The following is a 20,744-nucleotide window of genomic DNA, read 5'->3' on the forward strand; positions in this document are numbered from 1 at the left end:
TCCTGTTCCCGCTACGAATGAATCGCCCCGAATCTCTTGAAAAGCTTAAAAGTGAAGAGTTTGATATCTGTATTATCGGGGCTGGCGCGAGTGGCGCAGGTTGTGCCCTGGACGCGGTTTTAAGAGGATATAAGGTTGCATTGATCGATAAAAAAGACTTCGCGGCCGAAACTTCTTCCAGGTCGACCAAGCTTATTCACGGCGGGGTACGTTACCTGGAACAGGCATTTAAAAAACTGGATTTTGCGCAACTCAAGCAGGTTCGTCACGGATTGGAAGAGCGGCATATTGTCCTCAAAAACGCGCCCCACTTGGCCCGGCCGCTGGCGTTAATGACCCCTGTTTCTTCCTGGATCGAAGGATTATACTTCAAGATCGGGTTACAGATCTACGACGCATTTGCAACAAATGATACGCTGCCGAAGAGTAAGTGGCTGACTAAAAAGGAAGTGCTAGCCAAAATCCCCACACTTGATTCCAGGAAGCTTCACAGCGGCGTTTTGTATTACGACGGTCAGCTCGACGATGCGCGTTATTGCCTTGCAATTGTTCAGTCTACTGCCGAAGCAGGCGGTACCGTCGCCAATTATATGGAAGTCAACGGTTTTGGAAAGGATACCTCAGGGAAATTGAATGTCGTCAATGCTACGGACACCAGGTCAGGAGCGCAATGTGCAATTCGTGCGAAATTAGTTATCAATTGTACCGGCCCATTCGCAGATCATATCCGGCTTCTCGCCAATCCGTTACTTTCGGAGAGGCTGCGACCTAGTAAGGGTGTGCACGTGGTGCTGCCTGCCGCGACGCTGAATAGTGAATACGCCATGCTCATTCCCAAAACTTCTGACGGCCGGGTTGTATTCGCAATTCCGTTTGAAGGGGCAACGATGATCGGTACAACAGACACAGATTATGTGGACGTTTCCATTGAGCCAACTTTGAATGAAAGTGAAAAGAAGTATCTGGCAGATACCCTGAATCCCTATCTGGCAAAGCCCATTAAGCTGGAAGAATTGAAAGCCGGTTTCGGCGGATTACGCCCACTGCTTGCGGCTGACCCGGTGAAGTCGACAAAAAGTCTGGTCAGAGATCATGAAGTGGAGACGGATGAGAAGTCGGGGCTGATTAGTTTGCTTGGAGGAAAATGGACGACCTACCGTTTAATGGCGAAGGATACGATCGACGAAGCAGATCGATTCTTCTCAAAAAATAACAGCTGCACCACAGATTCATGCATTCTGGCGGGAGGTGAAAATTTCAGCTTTGAATCCTGGCCCCAACTAGCCGCAACCTACAATTTACCCGAAGATATATCCCGGCATTTAACCCAAAAATACGGCTCCCGGGCTGGTAAAGTCGCAGCATTGACAGTAAATGACAATAACTTTAAAGCCAGGCTAATAGCGGAGCTTCCCTATATTCAGGCGGAGGTTATTTATACGATCCGCCAGGAAATGGCAATGACCTTGCGCGACTTTTTTGCTAGAAGGATCCGCCTGGAAATTACGGGATGGAACGAGACACTAGAAGCATTGCCTGTCGTCGCCGATTTGATGGCACGGGAATTGGAATGGAGCGGAGACCAGAAGCAAAGAGAGATTTCAGAATACAAGGATCTGATCATGAAATTTATCTCGGACGCAAAATCAGTATAATACCATCAGTAGCATTATTATCCAGGAATGTATATCACACAATCAAACTGTATTTCTCCCCAACGCACTTTTGACAATGCCTTTTTGGATGGTGAAGTAAAAGTACATCAGGGAGTCAGGTATCCCGCATTGGAGCCCGAATACGGGCAATTGATCCCGGCGGGGCTGCTCAGACGAATGGGAAAGGCGATCAGAATGGGAGTGGGGGCCGGGCTGCCGCTTGTGCAGGAAAACGGTATTGACGGAATTATTCTGGGGACTGCCAATGGTGGGCTCGAAGATTGTCTCAAATTCCTGAACCAGATTGTCGATTATAATGAAGGCACACTTACTCCCACAAATTTTGTCCAAAGTACGCCCAATTCGGTCGCTGGCAGCCTGGCGCTGATGAGCAAGACGACCGGGTACAACACAACGCACGTTCATAACGGACTTGCATTTGAAGCTGCATTGTTGGACGGGCTGATGTTGATGGAGGAAAAAAAAGCTTCCAAATTAGTAGTCGGCAGCGTGGAGGAAATTTCAGACTATAACCATAATATCAATTCGCTGAGCGGCTCATTCAAGGCGGGGGATACCAGTTCGGAGACATTGCTGCAATCTGGTACGCCTGGTTCTGTAAATGGGGAAGGCGCGACGATGTTTGTGGTTGAGACGAATAAGTCGACTAAAAGTGCGCCGCGTATTCTCGATGTGGATCAGAGTAGCTATTTGCCGGAAAGTGCTGTTACAGAAAGAGTTGAATTGTTTTTGGCTAAAAATAACCTGCGGCCCGAAGATATTGACACATTGTTTCTAGGTATTAGCGGAGATAGCCGGACAGATCATATTTACACAGATCTGCACAAAAAGCTATTCCCCGCTAGCAACTGTTATTCGTATAAGAATCTCGTCGGCGATTATCCTACTGCAACTGCATTTGCATTGTGGCTCGCTGTTCAAATGTATGAAGGTAAATCTTTGCCTCCGCAATGCAGATATCACTTTGTTGAAGAACGGCCGGTGGGTAATACATTGATTTACAATCAGTCCAAGGGATTACAGCACGGATTTATCCTGGTTACAGCAGACTAGATCTGAGCTTTTTCCCTCATTTTAATCACCTTCGCAAGCGTCGGAAGAATTGTATCATGCTTTTTTACAAACGGATTTGAGTGGTCCCAGACATATCCGGCCAGTACCGAGCAAATCTGATATTTAATATCATCATCGATCGTTTTAGCGAAAATAATGGTCTGGAAATCACCACTATACCAGCCAGTTACATAGCTCCGGAAAACGTTGATCCCTTTTTGTACCACATCTTCATATTCAGTTTTCCAATCTACTTTCTCGCCTCGCAAATGTCTGTCCGTCATTTTAGCTGAAAGCAAACCCGAAGCGGTCGCGAATGTAACGCCGGATGAAAATATGGGATCCAGAAATTCGGTACTGTTGCCTGAAAGCACAAATCCTTCTCCGAACATCGTTTTTACGCCGACAGAATAGCCTAGTATGTTGCGCGGCTCAAACTTGAACTCAGATTCTTTGAACCGGCCATTCAGATCTTCAAAATCGCGGATAAAAGACTTATACTTTTCACCGCCATTTTCAGCCAGCTCCATCACCTTTTCCTTATCGCTCACAATCCCGACAGAAGTGGACCCATCGGAAAATGGTATTGCCCATATCCACGATTTGTTGTTGTCAAATGAATGGACGAATATGTTGTTGCTTGCTTTCTCAGACCTGTTTTTATCTTCCAGATGTGAGAAAATAGCGCCTCTTGGCGTGAAAGCCGACGGTTTGCTCAGGTCAAATAGCCGCGGTAAAACCCTACCGTATCCGCTCGAATCAATAATAAATCTACATTCGATCTTGTGCGTATTTCCTTCAATATCCCTGTATTCGAGCACCTGCTTTTCAGCGCTGCAAGTCACGCTCAGTACCTCGCATTCAAAGTTAACATCCACTCCCTTCTCCCGGGTCGCTTCGGCCAGTGCGCTATCGAAATCTGCCCTTTTTACCTGCCACGTCCAGGTCCATCCTTTGGTAAATTGTTCGGTGAAAAAGAACTCGCAACGTTTTTCGCCCAGCATAAATGCAGCCCCCGTCTTCTTCTGGAACTGCTGTTTTTCGACAGCTTCCAATAAACCTGATTCGCTCAAATGTTCCATGCAGCACGGTAGCAGGCTTTCTCCTATTTGAAATCTTGGGAATTTCTCTTTTTCCAAAATCGTAACATTGTAACCCTGCTTTTTCAGATAGGAAGCTGCTACTGTTCCGGCCGGCCCTGCGCCAATCACCACCACATCAACTGTTTGCATAATCAAGCGTCTTTTATTTTTTGAATGAGTATATCTTTATCTACGAAGGGAAAACAGGTAATAAATGCGCTCACGGTCACTCCCAAAATCCCGTGAAGTGAGATGTTCTGGCCAGTCAGGTGCAGGTTCGGAATTTTGGTTTTTGTATTGATCTGCGTTTTGGCAGGTGACATCGAATCTTTCATAATCCCGTACATCGATCCGTCTTTGTTACCGATATAGTCCCTGAAAGTGAGCGGAGTGGCACTGTGCACCGCCTTGATCTTTTCAGAAATTCCCGGAAAAGTTTCCTCCATTCGCCGGATCACCTGCGCTTCTTTATCTTTTTTAAACTGAATATATGCTCCATCACGCTCGCCCGGCTCAGCCACTGTACTGAAACTTTCTGCCCACTGGGCCGTCTCCGAGGCTTTCATGTACGTCATTACCGACATGGAATCCGCATATTCGCCAGTCCGGGAAATGTACGGAGTGCATATAAAGCTGGTTTGCGGCCAGTTATCAGGCTCGTAATCAGCGGTTTCCCACACATTATCGGTGTGGTGCAGGTAAATGTTATGGTTCAGGTATTTAAAGGTTTTTTCATGAAAAGTAAGGTGCACCAGGAATGTCGAAACTGAGTTTTCGAGTCCCTGAATGCGGTTTTTGTAAATATTTAAAAATCTGTCCTGCCCAAAAATATCGATGCTGACGGCCGGATGAACATTGGAAATAAATTGCTTCCCTCTCACACGCTCGCCATTTGACAAAATCACTTCCCTGACAAGCCCGTCTTCCGTATAATCCGCCGAAACTACCTTTTTGTGTTTGACGATTTTTCCTCCGTGCTGCCTGATCACCTTACTAAACTGGATCGCGATCTGAGAACCGCCGTCGGTAAACTTGTACGCCCCGGACAAATAGCTTTTCATTATCAGCGCATGAACGTAAAATGGCGTTTTGCGCCTTGTGCCGGCGTAAAGCAGGTTAGAACCTGCCAGCACATTACGCAATCTCACATTTTCGGTCAGCGAGGCAATGTAGTCGTGTGCGTTTATGTTCAGGATATCGCTGTCCAGATAATGCCCGTCCGACGTGCTTTTCAAATTATAGAGGGGAAATTTACTGCATATCTCAATGATCTTCTCGCAATAGTTATTAACCGCATCCTTTTCCTCGGGGAAGTAGGAAATCAAAGTTTTGGCAAACTGGTCAAACCCCTGAGCATAAGGATATTCGGCGCCATCGGCGAAGCGGATCACATCAAACTGATCGTCGTCGAGGCGCTTCAATTTAAGCTTGTCCAGAATCCCGAAATATTTGAAAAACTGGTACAGATTTTCGCCTTTATCGAGACTGCCCACATAGTGCACGCCGGTATCGAAAATGCTTTTGCCGCGGCTGTAAACCTGTAAATGCCCGCCGATCTGGTGGTTTTTTTCCAGCACAATCACGCTGTACTTTTCCATGGCCAGAATAGCCGCACAAGCGAGCCCGCCGAGGCCACTTCCGACGATAACGAAATCGTATTCTTGTTCTAGCGAAGACAGCATTTGACAGCCAGTATATTAAGGTGCGACTCGTGTAATTTCAGGGGATTGAACAGGCTTTCGCAAGATGAACAGTACGTTGGAAGTGTTCCTGGAATGCGATTTCAGTTCGTAAAGGAAGTGATGTTGTTGGGCAAAATCACGGATATCCTGCGAGGAAAAGAAGTGGAATGCCTCCTCTTTTTTATTAAATGAAAACAAACCGGTCGACAATGCTTCTGTGGTTTTCGTTTTTTGGTGCTTTTCTTCATGATCGGTGATGCCGTCGCGAATGAACAGGATACCCCCCGGATTCAGCGCAAGCGCACAACTTTGCAGTAAATTAAGCTGTTTTTCCTTTGACAAATAGTGCAGGATATCATTTAAAAAAATAACATCCGTTTGCTCAATTTTAACCTGCATCACGTCCGCCTGCCGGAAGCTCAGATTAGCCGTTTTGTGGTAGCTGTTTGCTGCAATCGAGATCTTTTCTTCGTCATAATCGATGCCCGTAATGCGACGCTCAGGATTTTTATAGTGCAGAAAAAAAGAGAGGTATCCGTAGCCGCAACCGAGGTCCAGGATATTTTTGCGATCACCGATCAGGTTGTTATAAAAAGTAAAATTCGCGCTTTCCAGCCTCCATTTGATCTTGAAGTACCATTCCAATACCGGTCCTTTGAAAACGTAGTTGGTAAATATCCTGTGTTTCAAATAGCCGGTATCTTCCATTTCGTATTGAAATTCGGCATAACTGCTTCGGAAATAGGCTGCTATAGTTTTGGTTTGATCGCGCAGCTGGCCGCTCCGCTTTTCATCGGAAGGCGGGATAGGAGGCAGGACGCGCACATTCAGCGCGCCCGGGCGGATCAGGAAATCACCTTTTGGCAATACTTCGTGCGCCCCGTGGATCAGCACCGGCTGAATGTCCAGATCGAGCTGGGCGGCTAGGTGAAATGCACCTTTGTGAAAACGTGCGATCTCACCGTCTTCTGAGCGGGTACCTTCCGGGAAAATGAGTAAGGAATAGCCTTCCCTGACCAATGCCCGCACTTTTTCAATATTCTCCTCGGTACCATCATCGGTGTAAACATAACCTGCATACCGGATGATCGGACCGAAAAATGGCGATTTGTAAACCCAGCCTTTGACCATCAATACAATTTTGGGATGGAGCATGATCGCGAGCAGAATATCCAGGAACGAAGTGTGATTGGCGATGAAAATCACCGGCTTGTCCATATTCAGGTTTTCCAGTCCTGAAAAGCGCTTTTTTACGTGCGGGCCAGAGTATATCACCGTTTTTGCAAACCACGAAAGTGACCGGTTGATCATCTCGCGTTTACGCTTTTTGGAGATTGGTAAAAGCAGAACCGTGACCAGCTTGGAATGTAAAAACAGGCAGCCGGACAAAAAATAGGTAAAGCTGGAAATGCTGATCAAAAACGGCAGCATTGTAACCGGCGCTCTTTTGCGGGCTATTCTGTTTTGAACAAAAAAATCAAATAGTACCGGCTGAAATGCGAAGGAAATGAACAGGATACAAGCAATTCCTATCACGCTGATTAATGCAACTGAATGAATAGCAGGGTGTTCGGCAAAAATCAGGACGCCGGTTCCGATAATGGTAGTGGTGGCAGATAACAGGATCGCCGATTGGTAGGAGCTGAGCGTATCTTTCCGGTATTTGTATTTCCCCAAAAGACCGTCGGTAACGAAAATGCTGAAATCGTCGCCCAGACCGAAGATAAATGTGGTGACGATGACATTCACAAAATTGAACTTAATACCCAGTAGCGCCGCTATTCCGAGGATCCAGATCCAGCTGATCACCATCGGAAGAAACGAAAGCAGCGTAAGTTCGATCCTTCCGTAAACGAGTAAAAGGGTGAGGAAAACGATTGAGGCTGAGATCAATAGCAGGTAATTGAAATCGTTTTTGACCATCGAAAGCATTTCGCTGGCCATTTCGCCCCTGTCGAATAATGCGGCACCGGGAATGTTGCGCAGTTCGCTTTTCACGAAAGGCAGGTTCTCCTGAGGCACGATCAGCGTGGAAATAAACGTGCTGCCCGACCGGTTTTGCTCGATGAGATTATCAATACCCAATTCCTGGAAAAGTGTGTCCAGAGAAACAGAATGCTGGTTTTGGCCCGCTACCCAGCTTTTGAAATCATTAAAAGCGAAAGAATTGAAACCATTTTTCGCTCCCGCCCGGTCCATAATATTGAACGTCACTTCCTTGCGGCCGAGGTCCCAGAATTCGTGCCACTTCCGGTTGCGCTCAATCTGTAAATCACGCGGTATTAGCAAGGCACCCGAGCTCGCAAAAATGCTCACATTTCCATTGGTCCGCAGTTCTGCCAGTTTTTGGTAGATATTAAAATTGATCTTTTCAGCTGTATTGCGGTTTGCGTCCGAGGCAAAAACGTAGATCCTTTTCTGCGTTTTAGGGTCAATGCCGGTGAGCGCCTGCTCTCGCGAAGCAAGGTCGTCACTTTGAATGCTCAGGTTTTCGAAGCCACTGTCAAATTCTGTAAATCGCGCAAAATAGAGTAATATAAGGGTTAGCAACGCGATCACTCCGAGCATTGCCGGCCGCCATTTGGAAGATATTGCGGGCAAGCGGAGCGATTTTCTTTCGGCAGGTAATTTTTTATAATCAAATGAGGCTGATTCCAGTATGACCGGCAACGCGGTGAGTGTGAAAATGGCAGCGCCCAAAAGGCTAAGTGACGAAAACAGCCCGAAATCCTGCAAAACGGTCGAATTCGCGAAATTGAGCGCACTGAACGCCATGATAGTCGTGAAACTTCCTGTGAGGAGCGGCGCGCTTACTTCCTTTACCGCTGTCGAAATGGAGGCGGTGTGCCGTAGATGCGTAAAAAAATGGAATGCATAATCGAGCAATATCCCGAAGATTACGGCGCCGGTGGCCAGTGAAATGCCGGAGATCTCAGGTCGCAGGTAACCTATGATACCCAATGCAAATACAGCCCCAAAAACGCCAGGGAGCAGCATAAACAGGGGAATGAGAAATTTGCGGTAATAGCCGATCAATAATAACAGGATTGCCCCGATCGCGATAAAAGAAGTGAGGTAACTGTCTCGCTTGACCTGTATCGCGTTCCGTGCAGCAATTTCGAAAGTGCCAAAATACGTGAGATGGTTGTACCGGTGCTGCGCATTCCATTTTTCGCGAAAAGCTTCTGTAAGCTCAAACAGCTCCACATTTTTATCCGAGTTACCCGAATCAAATGCGGTGGAAGCGAAAATGAGCATCTGACTTCGATCGGACGAAAACATCATTCCGTCGTCGATAACCAGGTTTCCTGCATTGTTACTCGCATTAAGCGACTGGAAATATTTGCCCGTGATACCGAGCGGATCATTTAATATGAATGCTTTCAAAAAAGACCCGCCGGGCGTGAGGAGCTGATTGTATGTGGCTGCTACCGAAGCTTTTATCGAGTCGGGCGGGAGGCGCGAGCTGATATGTGCATAGTAGGATTCATCGATCAGCTGCGGAAAATGGGTGTACACATATTCGTATAAATCCTCCTGCACATTGGGCCGCTCGATCTGCAAATTCCGGATATAGCCGTTGGTATACCGACTCAATGAATCCGAAAATCGCTCTGCGAGCATTCTTGCCGACTCAGTATCAGTATCTTCCGGAATCTTAATGGAAAATACGATCTGGTTGATAATGTTTTTATTCTCGACCAGGCGATTGAATTCTTCAAAGCTTTTCCCTTTTGGTAAGGCAGCGAAGATACTTTGGGTGACTTTTAACCGGAAAATCCCGGAAAAAAGAAACGCGCAAAGCAATATAAGTGTAAAGTAAAATGCTGTTTTGTGACCGGAAAGGAATTTATTTAACCTTAAAAGCAAATCTCCGATCATCGGGGCTGGAACGAGTGAGTGTGAGACAAATTTAATCAAATGTACAAATCCGGCAACTCCCGGGCAGGCCGGAGGCGGTGATCCTGCGGTTTGTCAAAGCGGCAAAAAAAGATTTATTTTACACAACATTCAATTACTCCATCTTTAAATGAATCGTATTTCATTAGCTCAGATCGAGCAATATGCTTTTGAAAAAAAGGAATTTATTTTAGCCGACGACGCCCTCAACCAAGTATCGAAATCTTTTGCTTTTTTAACCAATTTCTCCAAAGATAAAATTATATACGGGATCAATACGGGCTTTGGCCCGATGGCCCAGTATCGTATTGAGACCGACAAGCTCAGTACGCTTCAATATAACCTAATCCGCAGCCATTCCAGCGGCGTAGGTAAGCCGCTTTCCGAAATATACGCGCGCAGTGTTATGGTGGCGCGGCTGAATTCATTTTTGCAGGCCAATTCGGGTGTTAGTACTGCGGTGATCAAGCAGTTAGTTGCTTTTTTAAATAATGGGATTGTTCCCGAAATCTTCGAGCACGGAAGTGTCGGCGCGAGTGGTGATCTGGTACAGCTGTCGCATCTGGGACTGAACCTGATCGGGGAAGGCTTTGTGTATGAGGGAGGTATACGCAGGAGAACGGAGGAGGTTTTAGCTCAAAAGAACATTGCGCCGCTGAAAATGGAGCTCCGCGACGGGCTGGGACTGATTAACGGAACCTCCTGCATGACGGGAATGGCGGCTATTAATATTATATATGCCAAACGTCTGCTGCAATGGGCAGTAGCGGCTTCGTCCATGTTGAATGAGGTGATCGAGGCTTTTGACGATTCGTTTTCCAAGGAACTGAATGCCGTAAAGCATCATAAAGGCCAGAAGCTGATTGCGCAGCAAATGCGTGATTTCGTGGCAGGCAGTCAGCTGATCCGCAGCCGGGAGGAGTTGTTCAAGGACGATACCGCAATGCAGCGCAAGGAATTTGAACGGAAAATACAGGAATACTATTCGATCCGGTGCGTGCCGCAAATACTGGGGCCAATCCTGGATACGATCCAATATGCGCAGGAAGTAGTTGAAAATGAGCTGAATTCGACAAACGATAACCCGATCGTAAAACCGGAAGATGATAATGTTTTCCACGGCGGCAACTTCCACGGGGACTATATTTCGCTCGAAATGGATAAAGTGAAAATCGTGCTGACAAAGCTTTCGATGCTCATGGAAAGACAGCTCAACTTCTTGATGAATAGTAAGTTGAATGGTAAATTTCCGCCGTTCCTGAATGCGGGTACCTGGGGACTGAATTTTGGATTTCAAGGTATTCAATTTACAGCTACCTCCACAACTGCTGAAAATCAGGCACTTTCGACTTCGGTATATGTGCACAGTATTCCCAATAACAATGATAATCAGGATATTGTGAGTATGGGTACCAATAGCGCGGTGATCGCCAAGCAGGTTTTGGAAAACTCTTTTCAGGTGATGTCAATACATATTATGGCGATCTGCCAGGCTATTGACCTTTTGGAACCGGAAGAAAAAGAGCGGCTTTCCCCGAATGCAAAATCCATTTATACGCAAATCCGTCAGAAAGCACATTTCGTAAAAGAAGATCTGCCGCAATCGGAGAGTATCGCAGCAGTTTTGGAATATATTAAAGAAACCCCTTTTCAATTATGAGCTGTGCTTTGGTAACAGGCGCGTCCCGTGGACTAGGCAGAGCTATTGCAGTTCAGCTATCAAAAGATCATGGACTGCATATTCTGGTTAACTATGCTTCAAATGAGGCGGCTGCAAAGGAAACGCTGGCTGAAATAGAATCGGCGGGCGGGAGCGGGGAGTTGCTGCAATTCAATGTGCAGACCAAATCGGAAGTGGACGAAGCCCTGAACAGCTGGAAGGAAAAGAACGAAGAGAAATCGATCAGCGTTTTGGTCAACAATGCAGGTATTACCCGCGACGGGCTATTTATGTGGATGCCTGAAAAGGATTGGGATGACGTTCTGAATATATCTGCAAAGGGACTTTTCAACGTAACCCAGAACGCGATCCAGCAAATGCTGCGTAAAAGATCGGGGCGGATCGTGAATATCGCTTCGGTATCAGGAATGAAAGGGGTTGCGGGTCAAACGAACTATTCGGCTGCAAAAGGTGCGATCATTTCCGCTACAAAAGCATTGGCCCAGGAAGTGGCAAAACGCAAAATTACTGTCAATGCAGTGGCGCCCGGTTTCATCACCAGCGACATGACGAAGGACCTGAATGAAGCCGAATTGAAACAAATGATCCCGATGAATCGTTTTGGGAATCCGCAGGAAGTGGCGCATTTGGTGAGCTTCCTGGTTTCTGAAAAAGCCGGCTACATTACCGGCGAGGTGATTAATATTAATGGTGGGATTTATTCATAAATAATGGGTCAAAGAGTTGTCATAACAGGGATCGGAATTTACTCTTGCCTGGGTGCAAACCTGGACGAGGTGACGAAATCCTTGTATGCAGGAAAAAGCGGAATTGTATTTGACCAGGTAAGAAAGGATTTTGGCTTCCGATCGGCCCTAACTGGCATGGTCCCGGAGCCTGATTTAAAAAGTTTCCTGTCCCGCCGCCAGCGCGTGGGAATGCACCAGCCGGCTATTTACGCTTACATGGCGACCAAAGAAGCCCTTGAATACGCCGGGCTTGATATTGATTTTTTGGAAAAAACCGAAACCGGCATTATTTATGGGAATGACAGCACAGCCGCTTCGGTAGTGGAGGCTATTGATAAAGCAAAGGAAAAACACGATACGATGCTGATCGGCAGCGGCGCGATTTTTCAAAATATGAATAGTACCGTGAACATGAACCTCTCAACGATTTTCAAGTTGAAAGGGATCAATTTCACACTCAGTGCAGCCTGTGCCTCGGGTTCGCATTCGATTGGAATGGGATATCTGATGATCAGTCAGGGATTGCAGGGCCGCGTTATCTGCGGAGGCGCGCAGGAGATCAATGCTGCTTCAATGGCCGCTTTTGACGGGCTGGGCACTTTTTCTGTCCGCGAATCCGAGCCCGCCAGAGCTTCCCGGCCTTTTGACCGCGACCGCGACGGGCTGATACCCAGCGGAGGTGCAGCAACTGTAATACTGGAATCTTACGAAGCCGCCATGGAACGGGGCGCGCCGATCCTGGGCGAACTGATCGGATACGGATTTTCTTCCAACGGCGACCATATCTCGAATCCAAGTATCGACGGCCAGAAACGCTCACTGCAAATGGCATTGAAGCAGGCCGGTATTGCCAGGGAAGAAGTGGACTATATTAACGCGCACGCTACCTCCACGCCCGTTGGGGACGGAAGCGAAGCCCGCGCTATTTATGATGTTTTTGGAGAAAAAGTGCCTGTCAGCTCCACCAAATCCATGACCGGGCATGAATGCTGGATGGCGGGAGCCAGTGAAATCGTGTATTCGCTGCTGATGATGCAGAACGGTTTCATCGCGCCGAATATCAATTTTGAAAATCCTGATGAAGATTCCGCTCTCATCAACATTATTCCTGAAACGAAAGAGCAGCGTATCGATTGTTTTCTTTCTAATTCGTTCGGTTTTGGCGGCACAAATTCTACGCTGATCATTAAAAAAGTCTAATAGCCTGCCTATTAACATCTTCGTAACCGGCGATTTCTTGTACTCGTATTTTTGTATTTTTGTTCTCCTCCGCGCTTCATTTTATGATAGTTCACCGAATATCGGTTGTTTTGTGAACGAACCGGTGCATTTTAAAATCTGGGAATATTTTTAACTATCAGTGAGAATAAACTAATTTTACAGCTATGTATGCTAACGATGTAAAAATGAGTTGGGAAGAAGTGATCGAAGGGACCAGGGACTTTTTATCAACGGAGTTTGAAGTGGACAGAAGTGAGATTCGTCCTGAGAACAGTTTGAAAGATACCCTGGATTTGGACAGTCTCGATTACGTGGATCTTGTGGTATTGATAGAAGAAAACCTTGGTATCAAGCTCACAGGTGAGGATTTCAGGGAGATTGTTACTTTTGGTGATTTTTATCAGTTAGTCCGTAAGAAACTTGCACTTTAAATGAGCCGTTGGGACGGTAAGACCAAGGGATCTTTAACAGGGTACAAGATATTTCTCTTTTTCATTAATACCCTGGGACTGAACTTTGCCTACTACCTGCTGCGAATAGTTACTTTTTATTACTATCTGTTCGCCTCCAAGCCCAGGAACGCGCTGCTCGATTTTTATCAGAATATCCTTCACTTTCAACGGGCCGGCGCGAAAAAGCTGGTTCGGAAAAATTTCTATATTTTCGGACAAACGCTTGTCGATCGCGCTGCTTTTCTGCTGGGCAAGAATGAACAATTCACCCACACTTTCGAAAACGAGCAGTACCTGATCGATATCCGCGACCAGGGCAAAGGCGGAATACTGCTGAGCGCACACCTGGGAAACTGGGAAACCGCCGGAAACCTGCTCAAAGGCCGCATTACCCCAACAATCAACATAGTAATGCTGGACGCGGAAGTGGAGAGCATCAAGCAATATATGGATCTGTCGACCGGCGGATCCCGGTTTAAAGTGATTGCCATCAAGAATGATCTTTCACATATTATTTCCATTCGCAACGCATTGATTAATAATGAATTCGTTGCTATTCATTCAGACCGTTATCTTGAAGGCGCCAGATTTATTGAGCTTGATTTTTTGGGTAAAAAAGCAAAGTTCCCTCACGGTCCATTTGTGATTGCCTCGAAATTTGATGCGCCGGTGACCTTTGTATTCGTGGCGAAAAATGGCAAATACAGTTATCACCTCAGCGCCACTCTGCCCATCACCTCTAAGATGAAGCCGGAGGAAATCGCCCGATTGTACGTCACTGAGCTGGAAAAAAAGGTGAAGGAATACCCCGAGCAGTGGTTTAACTACTATAATTTTTTCAATTAATGCTGATTACCAGGGAATCGATCACCGACTACATTCCGCACCGTGCGCCGTTTATTATGGTTGATAGCCTGATCAGCGCAACTGAGGCGCGATTTGAAACTGAGTTTTGCATTGAAGCTGATAATTTGCTCGTTTCAAACGGCTATTTTCAGGAAACCGGATTGATTGAAAATATCGCGCAAACCTGTGCGGCTTCATTCGGTTATTTGGCGAAAGAGCAGGCTGGGGAAGCAAAGATCGGGTTCATCGGGGCGATCGGTAAGCTTGAAGTTTTTGAGCTTCCTCCCGTCGGGGCAACCGTCCAAACAATCGTAATCCCGCTGCACCAGCTGGGAAATATTTACCTTGTGAAAGGTGAAAGTTTCCTGGAAGGACGTATATTGCTGGGTTGTGAAATGAAAATTGTAGTGACGGAATGACCCCAAACAAACGATAATAATGATTGCTTCGGAAATCGAAATTGATATAAGATTTAGTGAAACCGACGCCATGGGCGTAGTTTGGCATGGGAACTACCTCAAATTTTTTGAAGATGGACGCGAGGCTTTTGGTAAAACTTTCGGACTGGAATACCTGAAAATTTTTGACCACGGATATTTTACCCCAATCGTCAAATCGGAAATCGACCACAAGGCGCCGGTCTATTACGGACAGGCAATCAAAGTGATCACCAGATATGTGCCCACCAAGTCTGCGAAAATCCAGTTTGAATATGAAGTAGTTAATCAGACAACCGGCGAAGTATGTGCGATCGGCAAAACCATGCAGGTTTTTTTAGATAAAGAAACGCGCACACTTGAATTGATCACGCCCGATTTTTACCGGGAATGGAAAAAAAGGAATCAGGTATAGTCCTGTTTCCAAAAACCAGCGAATTAGAAATGAGTTATATAGGTGCCGAGGTAATTATCAGTCCGCTCGGCGACACTGCGGAGGAAAACTGGAATGCCCTGGCCCAAAACCGGTCGGGTATTTCGTTTGTTGAGGGAGCAGGATATGCAGGTGAGGGAATGTATCTGGCAAAGATGCTCGCGCTGAACACGACCAGGCGGTTTGAAAACCTGCTCGTTCAGGCACTTACTAAGGTTTCGGCGCTCATCGATTCGCAAATTATCACCTCAACCCGCACGATCGTTATCATCAGTTCCACCAAAGGTGCGCTTGATACTAATATTAAAGATCAGTTCGCGGGACCTGCTGCGGCTCTTACCCAACGTTTTAAGTTAGCCAATCAACCGATCACTGTTTCCAATGCCTGCATTTCGGGCGTGCTGGCGATCAATACGGCGGGAAAGTTGGTTGAGGCCGGCATTTATGAACATGCAATCGTGATCGGATGCGACGTTATTTCGGATTTTGTAGTGAATGGTTTCCAGTCCCTTTTTGCTGTAAGCGACAAACCTTGTGCTCCTTTTGACAATGCGAGAAACGGAATTACGCTGGGGGAAGGTTGTGGAGCCGTGGTTTTATCAACTTCAAAAGACGTTTTTAAAGAAGCCCCATTTCAGCTGCTGGCAGGCGCAAGTGCCAATGATGCCAACCACATTTCCGGCCCGTCGAGGACAGGAGAAGGGTTGTTCAGAAGTGTGAATAAAACGCTGATCAGCAATAAGATAGACACAGCTGAAATAGACTTTATCTGTGCGCATGGAACTGCGACGATCTATAATGATGAAATGGAATCGATTGCATTCGATAGGCTGAGTATGAGCGATATCCCTCTTAGTAGTCTGAAAGGCTATTTTGGTCACACCTTAGGCGCTGCCGGACTGATCGAAACAGCCACTTCCATCCAAATGATGCGCAATAGCGAGCTGGTCAAAAGTTTGGGTTATAGCGAGAAAGGAACTTCTAAGCCGCTAAATGTCATTACTGTAAATGAGAAACGGCGCTTATCGGCTGTGTTAAAAACCGCCTCGGGATTTGGTGGCGGGAATGCATCCTTGGTAATCAGGAGTATATGAATTTTGTAACAGGATATTGCCGGTTAAATGAGGATTTCTGTGCTGTGAATGGAGAAGTAATTTCCCGTCGGCATATAGATTCGGAAGATTCCTGGTTCAAGCAGATTTATAAGGAACAGGAATTTGTTTACCCGAAATTTTACAAAATGGACTTGCTTTCCCAGGCAGGATTTCTGGGCGCTGAACTGATCAAGCGGGGTAATCTGCGCGTAGCCAGTAGCTATCCGGACGATGAAATTGCAATGATTTTTGCAAACGGTTCATCGAGCACCGACACAGATATACGCTTTTTAAGGTCGTATGAGGGTAATTCGTCTCCGAGTCCGTCACTTTTCGTTTACACGCTGCCTAATATCGTTTTGGGAGAAATCGCGATTTTGAACAAATGGTACGGAGAAAATATGTTTGCCATTTTGCCTAATTTTGAGCCGGGTTTTTTTATCAATTACTTGAATATCACAAAAGCAGGCGGATCGAAAGCTGCGCTTTGCGGCTGGCTCGAAATCCTGGAAGGGAAAGTCGACGTGTTCTTATTTTTTGTTGAAGAAAATGAAGAAACTGGGACGCCGCTGAATGCGGAAAATTTGACCAGCCTATTTAACCAGAAACCATCGATAAACTAAAAGCATTTCAACATCACATCGACAATGGACATCTTAAAAGAAGATCTTAAGAGACAGATCATAGAGCAGCTCAACCTCGAAGACATTACCCCTGAGGACATTTCCGACGATAACTTGTTGTTCAATGAAGAGGGTCTTAACCTGGATTCGATCGACGCGCTGGAACTGATTGTGTTACTCGAAAAATACCACGGCATTCAGGTTACCAATCCGGACGAAGGCAAAGTAGCTTTCAGATCCATTAATTCCATGGCCGAATACATTCGTAAAAGGAAAAGCTGATTATCAAATGAGCGTACGCATTACCGGTATTGGTGTCGTTTCGGCTATTGGATTTTCAGTGGCAGAAAACCTGCAATCACTGCGGGAAGGGAAATCAGGTATCGGCAAAATAACTTATTTGGAAGATTCGCGGCCTTTTTTAGTGGGCGAAGTGAAAGCTTCCAATGCCGATTTGAAAGAAAAATGGGGTCTTGATTCTTCACATATTTCCCGTACCTCACTTTTAGGGCTTCACGCCGCAAAGGAAGCGTGGGGCGAAAATAAGTTAAATAGCGAGCTACGAACCGGCATTATCTCAGCTACTTCGGTGGGCGGAATGGATCGAAGTGAGGTTTTTTACAAAGATTATCTTGCCCAAAATAATCCGGAGTATACGCTGCTGAAAACGCACGATAGCGGCTCTACAACGGAGCGGATCGCTGCGGAAATGGGCATCACGGATTATGTAAATACCCTGTCAACGGCCTGTTCCTCAGGTGCTAATGCGATTGTGCTTGGCGCGAGACTGATCCTGCAAAATAAGCTGGACAGAGTGCTCGTAGGCGGCTCGGATGCACTTAGCCGTTTCACAATTGATGGTTTCAGATCGCTGATGATCTACGATGATCAATGGTGCCGGCCATTTGATGAAACGCGAAGTGGGTTGAATCTGGGCGAAGGAGCTGCCTTTTTGCTTTTGGAGGGGGATAAAAGCATTGCATTTTCGGGAAATAAAACGATTTGTTACCTAAGTGGCTGGGCAAATGCTGCCGACGCCTATCACCAAACAGCCTCATCGCCGGAAGGAACCGGCGCGACGCTGGCGATCGGAAATGCATTGCGAAAATCCGGGATTCAGCCGGAAGCGATCAGTTATGTGAATGCGCACGGTACCGGCACAAAAAATAATGATCTGTCTGAATCGGTGGCACTGAAAAATATATTTGGAGCTAATATCCCGATGTTTAGCTCTACGAAAGCATTCACCGGCCACACCCTGGCTGCAGCCGGGGCAATAGAGGCAGTTTTCTCGGTGCTGGCGATTCAAAATGGTCTGGTTTACCCTAATCTGAATTTTAGAAACCCCATTGAAGAAACGCGCCTGACACCCGTTACAAGCCTGCAAACGGATATTCCGATCCACGCCGTACTCTCGAATTCTTTTGGTTTCGGCGGAAATAATTCTTCCCTGGTATTCGCAGATCATGCGTGATATGGACAAAAATACTTACTATATAATTGCCGCCTCGACGATCTCACATCAGGATACTTTCGGTAAAACCGGGTTTTCCGATTCCATGAGCCCGGTGGTGTCTCCCGCATTGATTACCCCCGATTACAAAGCATTTATAGACGCTGGTCTGTTGCGTAGAATGAGCAAGATCCTGCGAATGGCGGTGGCTTGTGCCAAAGATTGCCTCGCTCAGGCCGGTTTGGACCAGCCGGATGCGATCATTACGGGAACTGGTTTGGGCTGTTTGCAGGATACCGACAAGTTTCTCAATACCTCCCTTACCGTGGAGGGACTTTTACCGCCGACTGCATTTATCCAATCCACGCATAATACAATGGCGGGTCAGATTTCGCTGAGCCTTGGCAACCACGGTTACAACATGACCCACACGCAGAACACACTCTCTTTCGAGCACGCTATGGTGGATGCATTATTGCTATTGGACGAAGGAGAGCAGCATATTCTGGTTGGTGCTGCCGACGAACATATTGAAATTCTTTCCGAGATTACGACGCATTTAGGCTACAAGCCAGGTTTTCCCCTGACGTCCGGAGCTTCGTTTTTTATTATTTCGAAAGAAAAAAGACACGATACTGTTGCTCGCATTGCTGATTGCGAGCCGGTGGCATTTGCGCAGGATCCGGTAGCGAAATTAACGCGCTTTTTAGATACTAACTCACTGGAAATAAGTGATCTAAATAGGGTTGTCTACGCTGTTCCAGGGAATGCAAACGCAGGTAAATACAAAACCATTTGGCGAGAAGCGGGTTTAGATCCTGAGAAGTGTATCAATTATTTATCGTTATCTGGCGTTTATCCTACGGCATCCGCATTTGCATTGAATTATGCGGTTGATCTGATCAGTCAGGATAGATCGCTCAAAAATATCCTTATCTTCAATGCGCTCAGAAAAGAAAATCTGGGCCTAACCTTGGTACAAAGCGTTGAAGCATAATCTGGTTACATTCATTTCTATCACCGTTTTTGCATTAAGCGGGATCATTTTCTGGGACACCGGCCTGGCCTGGATCGTGTGGATTATTATAGTGCTCCTGTACCTCGCCGCGACTGCCTACGGTTCTTTCAACATTCAGTCCAACTACTTTTTCAAATCGGTCAACAAAGGAAAAAGAAAGGCGATTTCACTTACTTTCGACGACGGTCCCGATCCTGACACAACTCCGAAGATTCTGGCAGTTTTAAGAGAAAAGAACATTCAGGCAGCATTTTTCGTCATCGGGAAAAAGGCTGCTAAATATCCGGAGCTTTTAAAACAAATTGAAGATGAGGGACATACAATAGGGAATCACACTTTTAGTCACAGCTACTTTCTGGGTTTTTTCTCAAAAAGCAGATTAAAAGCAGATATTAGTCACTGTTCCGAAATCATATCTTCAACAATCAATAAAACCCCGCTCTTTTTCCGGCCGCCATTTGGGGTTACAAATCCCGTTTACGCTTCGGTTTTGAAAGAACTCGGGCTGCATTCTATTGGCTGGTCTGTCAGGAGCCTGGATACCCGGGCGGACAATAAATATCAGATTATCAATAGGGTTATGTCCAAATTGAAATCGCGGGACATCGTTTTACTGCACGATAATTTGAAAGTCACCGCCGATTCACTGGAAGATGTGATCGAGCATTGTCTGCAAAAAGGGATCAAGATCGTCCCGCTCTCTCAACTGATTGAAAAAGCACCCTATGATCAATAAAAGCATTATTAGTCTGCTGCTCGTATTTTCTTGCCTGAATTTAAATGCTCAGAGTTTCCAGCCAGCGGCGGATCAGGCAAAAATCCTGGCAGAACTAAAAAAAACGTCGCAGGCTACCACCTCCATACAGGCTGCATTTACCGAAGAAAAGCACCTGGCTGTGTTGAAAGAGCCTGAGCGCTCGTCTGGGGTATTCTATTTCAAACAGAATAAAATGCGCTGGGAGCAAAAAAATCCAGTCAAATATGTGATCATGATCAATGGCGACAAGCTGCGGATCGAGGAGGGTGGGAAAGAAAAAAACGTAGGGCAGGCAAGCAGAATGGCGGCTCAGATCAAGGAGCTGATGATCGGGCTCGTTAATGGAGATTTTCAGCAGAATAAGGCTTTTTCAATCGCAGCGCTGGCCAGCGACGATCAGTATATGATCGTTCTGACGCCGGTGAACAGAAGATTGAAGAATATCTATTCCAAAATCACAATGGTATTCCCAAAAAGTACCCTCAGGTTGAAGGAACTGACTTTTTTCGACAAAGGAGGCGATCGGAATTTACTGAGATTCCATAGCGAAAAATTCAATTCGCAAATAAATGATAGCCTCTTCGAGATTTTATAAGTATACCCTCCAA

19 protein-coding genes are annotated in these 20,744 nt (G+C 46.2%); 16 read left to right on the plus strand and 3 right to left on the minus strand.

The window, feature by feature from the left end; translation table 11 throughout:
* Nucleotides 1–17: 17 nt before the first annotated feature.
* Together LZG94_RS18405 and LZG94_RS18410 are read left to right on the plus strand one after the other, a co-directional pair.
* The gene (locus LZG94_RS18405) at nucleotides 18–1,655 is read left to right on the plus strand and encodes a glycerol-3-phosphate dehydrogenase/oxidase (RefSeq protein ID WP_233793262.1); all 1,638 of its coding nucleotides are present in this window, start codon (nucleotides 18–20) and stop codon (nucleotides 1,653–1,655) included.
* Nucleotides 1,656–1,682: 27 nt separating this feature from the next.
* Complete coding sequence (locus tag LZG94_RS18410; RefSeq protein ID WP_233793263.1) at nucleotides 1,683–2,729, plus strand: beta-ketoacyl synthase chain length factor; 1,047 nt, start codon at nucleotides 1,683–1,685, stop codon at nucleotides 2,727–2,729.
* Here LZG94_RS18410 and LZG94_RS18415 read toward each other — a convergent pair.
* From LZG94_RS18415 to LZG94_RS18425, 3 genes are read right to left on the minus strand one after another with little or no spacing between them, the layout of a single operon-like run.
* Nucleotides 2,726–3,961: an NAD(P)/FAD-dependent oxidoreductase gene (locus LZG94_RS18415; RefSeq protein ID WP_233793264.1), complete on the minus strand. Its 1,236-nt coding sequence runs from the start codon at nucleotides 3,959–3,961 to the stop codon at nucleotides 2,726–2,728. The genes LZG94_RS18410 and LZG94_RS18415 overlap by 4 nt on opposite strands.
* A gap of 2 nt (nucleotides 3,962–3,963) precedes the next feature.
* The gene (locus LZG94_RS18420; protein ID WP_233793265.1) at nucleotides 3,964–5,493 is read right to left on the minus strand and encodes an NAD(P)/FAD-dependent oxidoreductase; all 1,530 of its coding nucleotides are present in this window, start codon (nucleotides 5,491–5,493) and stop codon (nucleotides 3,964–3,966) included.
* Nucleotides 5,494–5,508: 15 nt separating this feature from the next.
* Entirely contained in the window at nucleotides 5,509–9,375 is a 3,867-nt protein-coding gene (locus tag LZG94_RS18425; RefSeq protein WP_233793266.1) for a trifunctional MMPL family transporter/lysophospholipid acyltransferase/class I SAM-dependent methyltransferase, read from the minus strand.
* A 148-nt stretch (nucleotides 9,376–9,523) separates the two neighbouring features.
* Here LZG94_RS18425 and hutH point away from each other — a divergent pair, with 148 nt between their 5' ends.
* The 14 genes from hutH to LZG94_RS18495 all read left to right on the plus strand — a co-directional run bounded on the left by hutH (nucleotide 9,524) and on the right by LZG94_RS18495 (nucleotide 20,731).
* Nucleotides 9,524–11,053: a histidine ammonia-lyase gene (hutH, locus tag LZG94_RS18430; protein ID WP_233793267.1), complete on the plus strand. Its 1,530-nt coding sequence runs from the start codon at nucleotides 9,524–9,526 to the stop codon at nucleotides 11,051–11,053.
* Entirely contained in the window at nucleotides 11,050–11,781 is a 732-nt protein-coding gene (gene fabG / locus LZG94_RS18435) for a 3-oxoacyl-ACP reductase FabG (RefSeq protein WP_215231827.1), read from the plus strand. The genes hutH and fabG overlap by 4 nt, the downstream gene beginning before the upstream one ends.
* Before the next feature lie 3 nt (nucleotides 11,782–11,784).
* Nucleotides 11,785–13,002: a beta-ketoacyl synthase gene (locus LZG94_RS18440; RefSeq protein WP_233793268.1), complete on the plus strand. Its 1,218-nt coding sequence runs from the start codon at nucleotides 11,785–11,787 to the stop codon at nucleotides 13,000–13,002.
* Nucleotides 13,003–13,187: 185 nt separating this feature from the next.
* Entirely contained in the window at nucleotides 13,188–13,454 is a 267-nt protein-coding gene (locus LZG94_RS18445) for an acyl carrier protein (RefSeq protein ID WP_233793269.1), read from the plus strand.
* Nucleotides 13,455–14,321 (plus strand): lysophospholipid acyltransferase family protein, encoded by an 867-nt coding sequence (locus tag LZG94_RS18450; RefSeq protein ID WP_233793270.1) that lies wholly within the window; start codon nucleotides 13,455–13,457, stop codon nucleotides 14,319–14,321. It abuts the gene before it with no gap.
* Nucleotides 14,321–14,740, plus strand: coding sequence for a hypothetical protein (locus LZG94_RS18455; protein ID WP_233793271.1), 420 nt, complete (start codon nucleotides 14,321–14,323; stop codon nucleotides 14,738–14,740). The genes LZG94_RS18450 and LZG94_RS18455 overlap by 1 nt, the downstream gene beginning before the upstream one ends.
* Nucleotides 14,741–14,759: 19 nt before the next feature.
* Nucleotides 14,760–15,173: a thioesterase family protein gene (locus LZG94_RS18460; RefSeq protein WP_215231822.1), complete on the plus strand. Its 414-nt coding sequence runs from the start codon at nucleotides 14,760–14,762 to the stop codon at nucleotides 15,171–15,173.
* Nucleotides 15,149–16,285 carry a beta-ketoacyl synthase gene (locus LZG94_RS18465; RefSeq protein WP_233793272.1) on the plus strand — a complete coding sequence of 379 codons (1,137 nt, stop codon included), beginning with the start codon at nucleotides 15,149–15,151 and terminating at the stop codon, nucleotides 16,283–16,285. Before LZG94_RS18460 ends, LZG94_RS18465 begins: the two co-directional genes overlap by 25 nt.
* The gene (locus tag LZG94_RS18470; RefSeq protein WP_233793273.1) at nucleotides 16,282–16,908 is read left to right on the plus strand and encodes a hypothetical protein; all 627 of its coding nucleotides are present in this window, start codon (nucleotides 16,282–16,284) and stop codon (nucleotides 16,906–16,908) included. Before LZG94_RS18465 ends, LZG94_RS18470 begins: the two co-directional genes overlap by 4 nt.
* A gap of 24 nt (nucleotides 16,909–16,932) precedes the next feature.
* Complete coding sequence (locus LZG94_RS18475; RefSeq protein WP_233793274.1) at nucleotides 16,933–17,190, plus strand: phosphopantetheine-binding protein; 258 nt, start codon at nucleotides 16,933–16,935, stop codon at nucleotides 17,188–17,190.
* 7 nt (nucleotides 17,191–17,197) lie between these two features.
* Nucleotides 17,198–18,382: a beta-ketoacyl synthase gene (locus LZG94_RS18480; RefSeq protein WP_233793275.1), complete on the plus strand. Its 1,185-nt coding sequence runs from the start codon at nucleotides 17,198–17,200 to the stop codon at nucleotides 18,380–18,382.
* A 1-nt stretch (nucleotide 18,383) separates the two neighbouring features.
* The gene (locus LZG94_RS18485) at nucleotides 18,384–19,358 is read left to right on the plus strand and encodes a beta-ketoacyl synthase chain length factor (protein WP_233793276.1); all 975 of its coding nucleotides are present in this window, start codon (nucleotides 18,384–18,386) and stop codon (nucleotides 19,356–19,358) included.
* Nucleotides 19,348–20,115: a polysaccharide deacetylase family protein gene (locus tag LZG94_RS18490; protein WP_233793277.1), complete on the plus strand. Its 768-nt coding sequence runs from the start codon at nucleotides 19,348–19,350 to the stop codon at nucleotides 20,113–20,115. The genes LZG94_RS18485 and LZG94_RS18490 overlap by 11 nt, the downstream gene beginning before the upstream one ends.
* Nucleotides 20,105–20,731, plus strand: coding sequence for an outer membrane lipoprotein carrier protein LolA (locus tag LZG94_RS18495; protein WP_233793278.1), 627 nt, complete (start codon nucleotides 20,105–20,107; stop codon nucleotides 20,729–20,731). Before LZG94_RS18490 ends, LZG94_RS18495 begins: the two co-directional genes overlap by 11 nt.
* Nucleotides 20,732–20,744 lie beyond the last annotated feature (13 nt).

The sequence above is a fragment of the Dyadobacter sp. CY343 genome, assembly GCF_021390335.1.
Classification (GTDB): domain Bacteria; phylum Bacteroidota; class Bacteroidia; order Cytophagales; family Spirosomataceae; genus Dyadobacter.

Excerpts from the sequence above, each read along its gene's own strand:
- LZG94_RS18440 (WP_233793268.1), top strand. The coding sequence starts at position 11,785 with ATGGGTCAAAGAGTTGTCATAACAGGGATCGGAATTTACTCTTGCCTG.
- LZG94_RS18475 (WP_233793274.1), top strand. The coding sequence starts at position 16,933 with ATGGACATCTTAAAAGAAGATCTTAAGAGACAGATCATAGAGCAGCTC.
- fabG (WP_215231827.1), top strand. The coding sequence starts at position 11,050 with ATGAGCTGTGCTTTGGTAACAGGCGCGTCCCGTGGACTAGGCAGAGCT.
- LZG94_RS18470 (WP_233793273.1), top strand. The coding sequence starts at position 16,282 with ATGAATTTTGTAACAGGATATTGCCGGTTAAATGAGGATTTCTGTGCT.
- LZG94_RS18480 (WP_233793275.1), top strand. The coding sequence starts at position 17,198 with ATGAGCGTACGCATTACCGGTATTGGTGTCGTTTCGGCTATTGGATTT.
- LZG94_RS18405 (WP_233793262.1), top strand. The coding sequence starts at position 18 with ATGAATCGCCCCGAATCTCTTGAAAAGCTTAAAAGTGAAGAGTTTGAT.
- LZG94_RS18495 (WP_233793278.1), top strand. The coding sequence starts at position 20,105 with ATGATCAATAAAAGCATTATTAGTCTGCTGCTCGTATTTTCTTGCCTG.
- LZG94_RS18415 (WP_233793264.1), bottom strand. The coding sequence starts at position 3,961 with ATGCAAACAGTTGATGTGGTGGTGATTGGCGCAGGGCCGGCCGGAACA.
- LZG94_RS18420 (WP_233793265.1), bottom strand. The coding sequence starts at position 5,493 with ATGCTGTCTTCGCTAGAACAAGAATACGATTTCGTTATCGTCGGAAGT.
- LZG94_RS18455 (WP_233793271.1), top strand. The coding sequence starts at position 14,321 with ATGCTGATTACCAGGGAATCGATCACCGACTACATTCCGCACCGTGCG.
- LZG94_RS18485 (WP_233793276.1), top strand. The coding sequence starts at position 18,384 with ATGGACAAAAATACTTACTATATAATTGCCGCCTCGACGATCTCACAT.
- LZG94_RS18465 (WP_233793272.1), top strand. The coding sequence starts at position 15,149 with ATGGAAAAAAAGGAATCAGGTATAGTCCTGTTTCCAAAAACCAGCGAA.
- LZG94_RS18410 (WP_233793263.1), top strand. The coding sequence starts at position 1,683 with ATGTATATCACACAATCAAACTGTATTTCTCCCCAACGCACTTTTGAC.
- hutH (WP_233793267.1), top strand. The coding sequence starts at position 9,524 with ATGAATCGTATTTCATTAGCTCAGATCGAGCAATATGCTTTTGAAAAA.
- LZG94_RS18445 (WP_233793269.1), top strand. The coding sequence starts at position 13,188 with ATGTATGCTAACGATGTAAAAATGAGTTGGGAAGAAGTGATCGAAGGG.
- LZG94_RS18450 (WP_233793270.1), top strand. The coding sequence starts at position 13,455 with ATGAGCCGTTGGGACGGTAAGACCAAGGGATCTTTAACAGGGTACAAG.
- LZG94_RS18460 (WP_215231822.1), top strand. The coding sequence starts at position 14,760 with ATGATTGCTTCGGAAATCGAAATTGATATAAGATTTAGTGAAACCGAC.
- LZG94_RS18425 (WP_233793266.1), bottom strand. The coding sequence starts at position 9,375 with ATGATCGGAGATTTGCTTTTAAGGTTAAATAAATTCCTTTCCGGTCAC.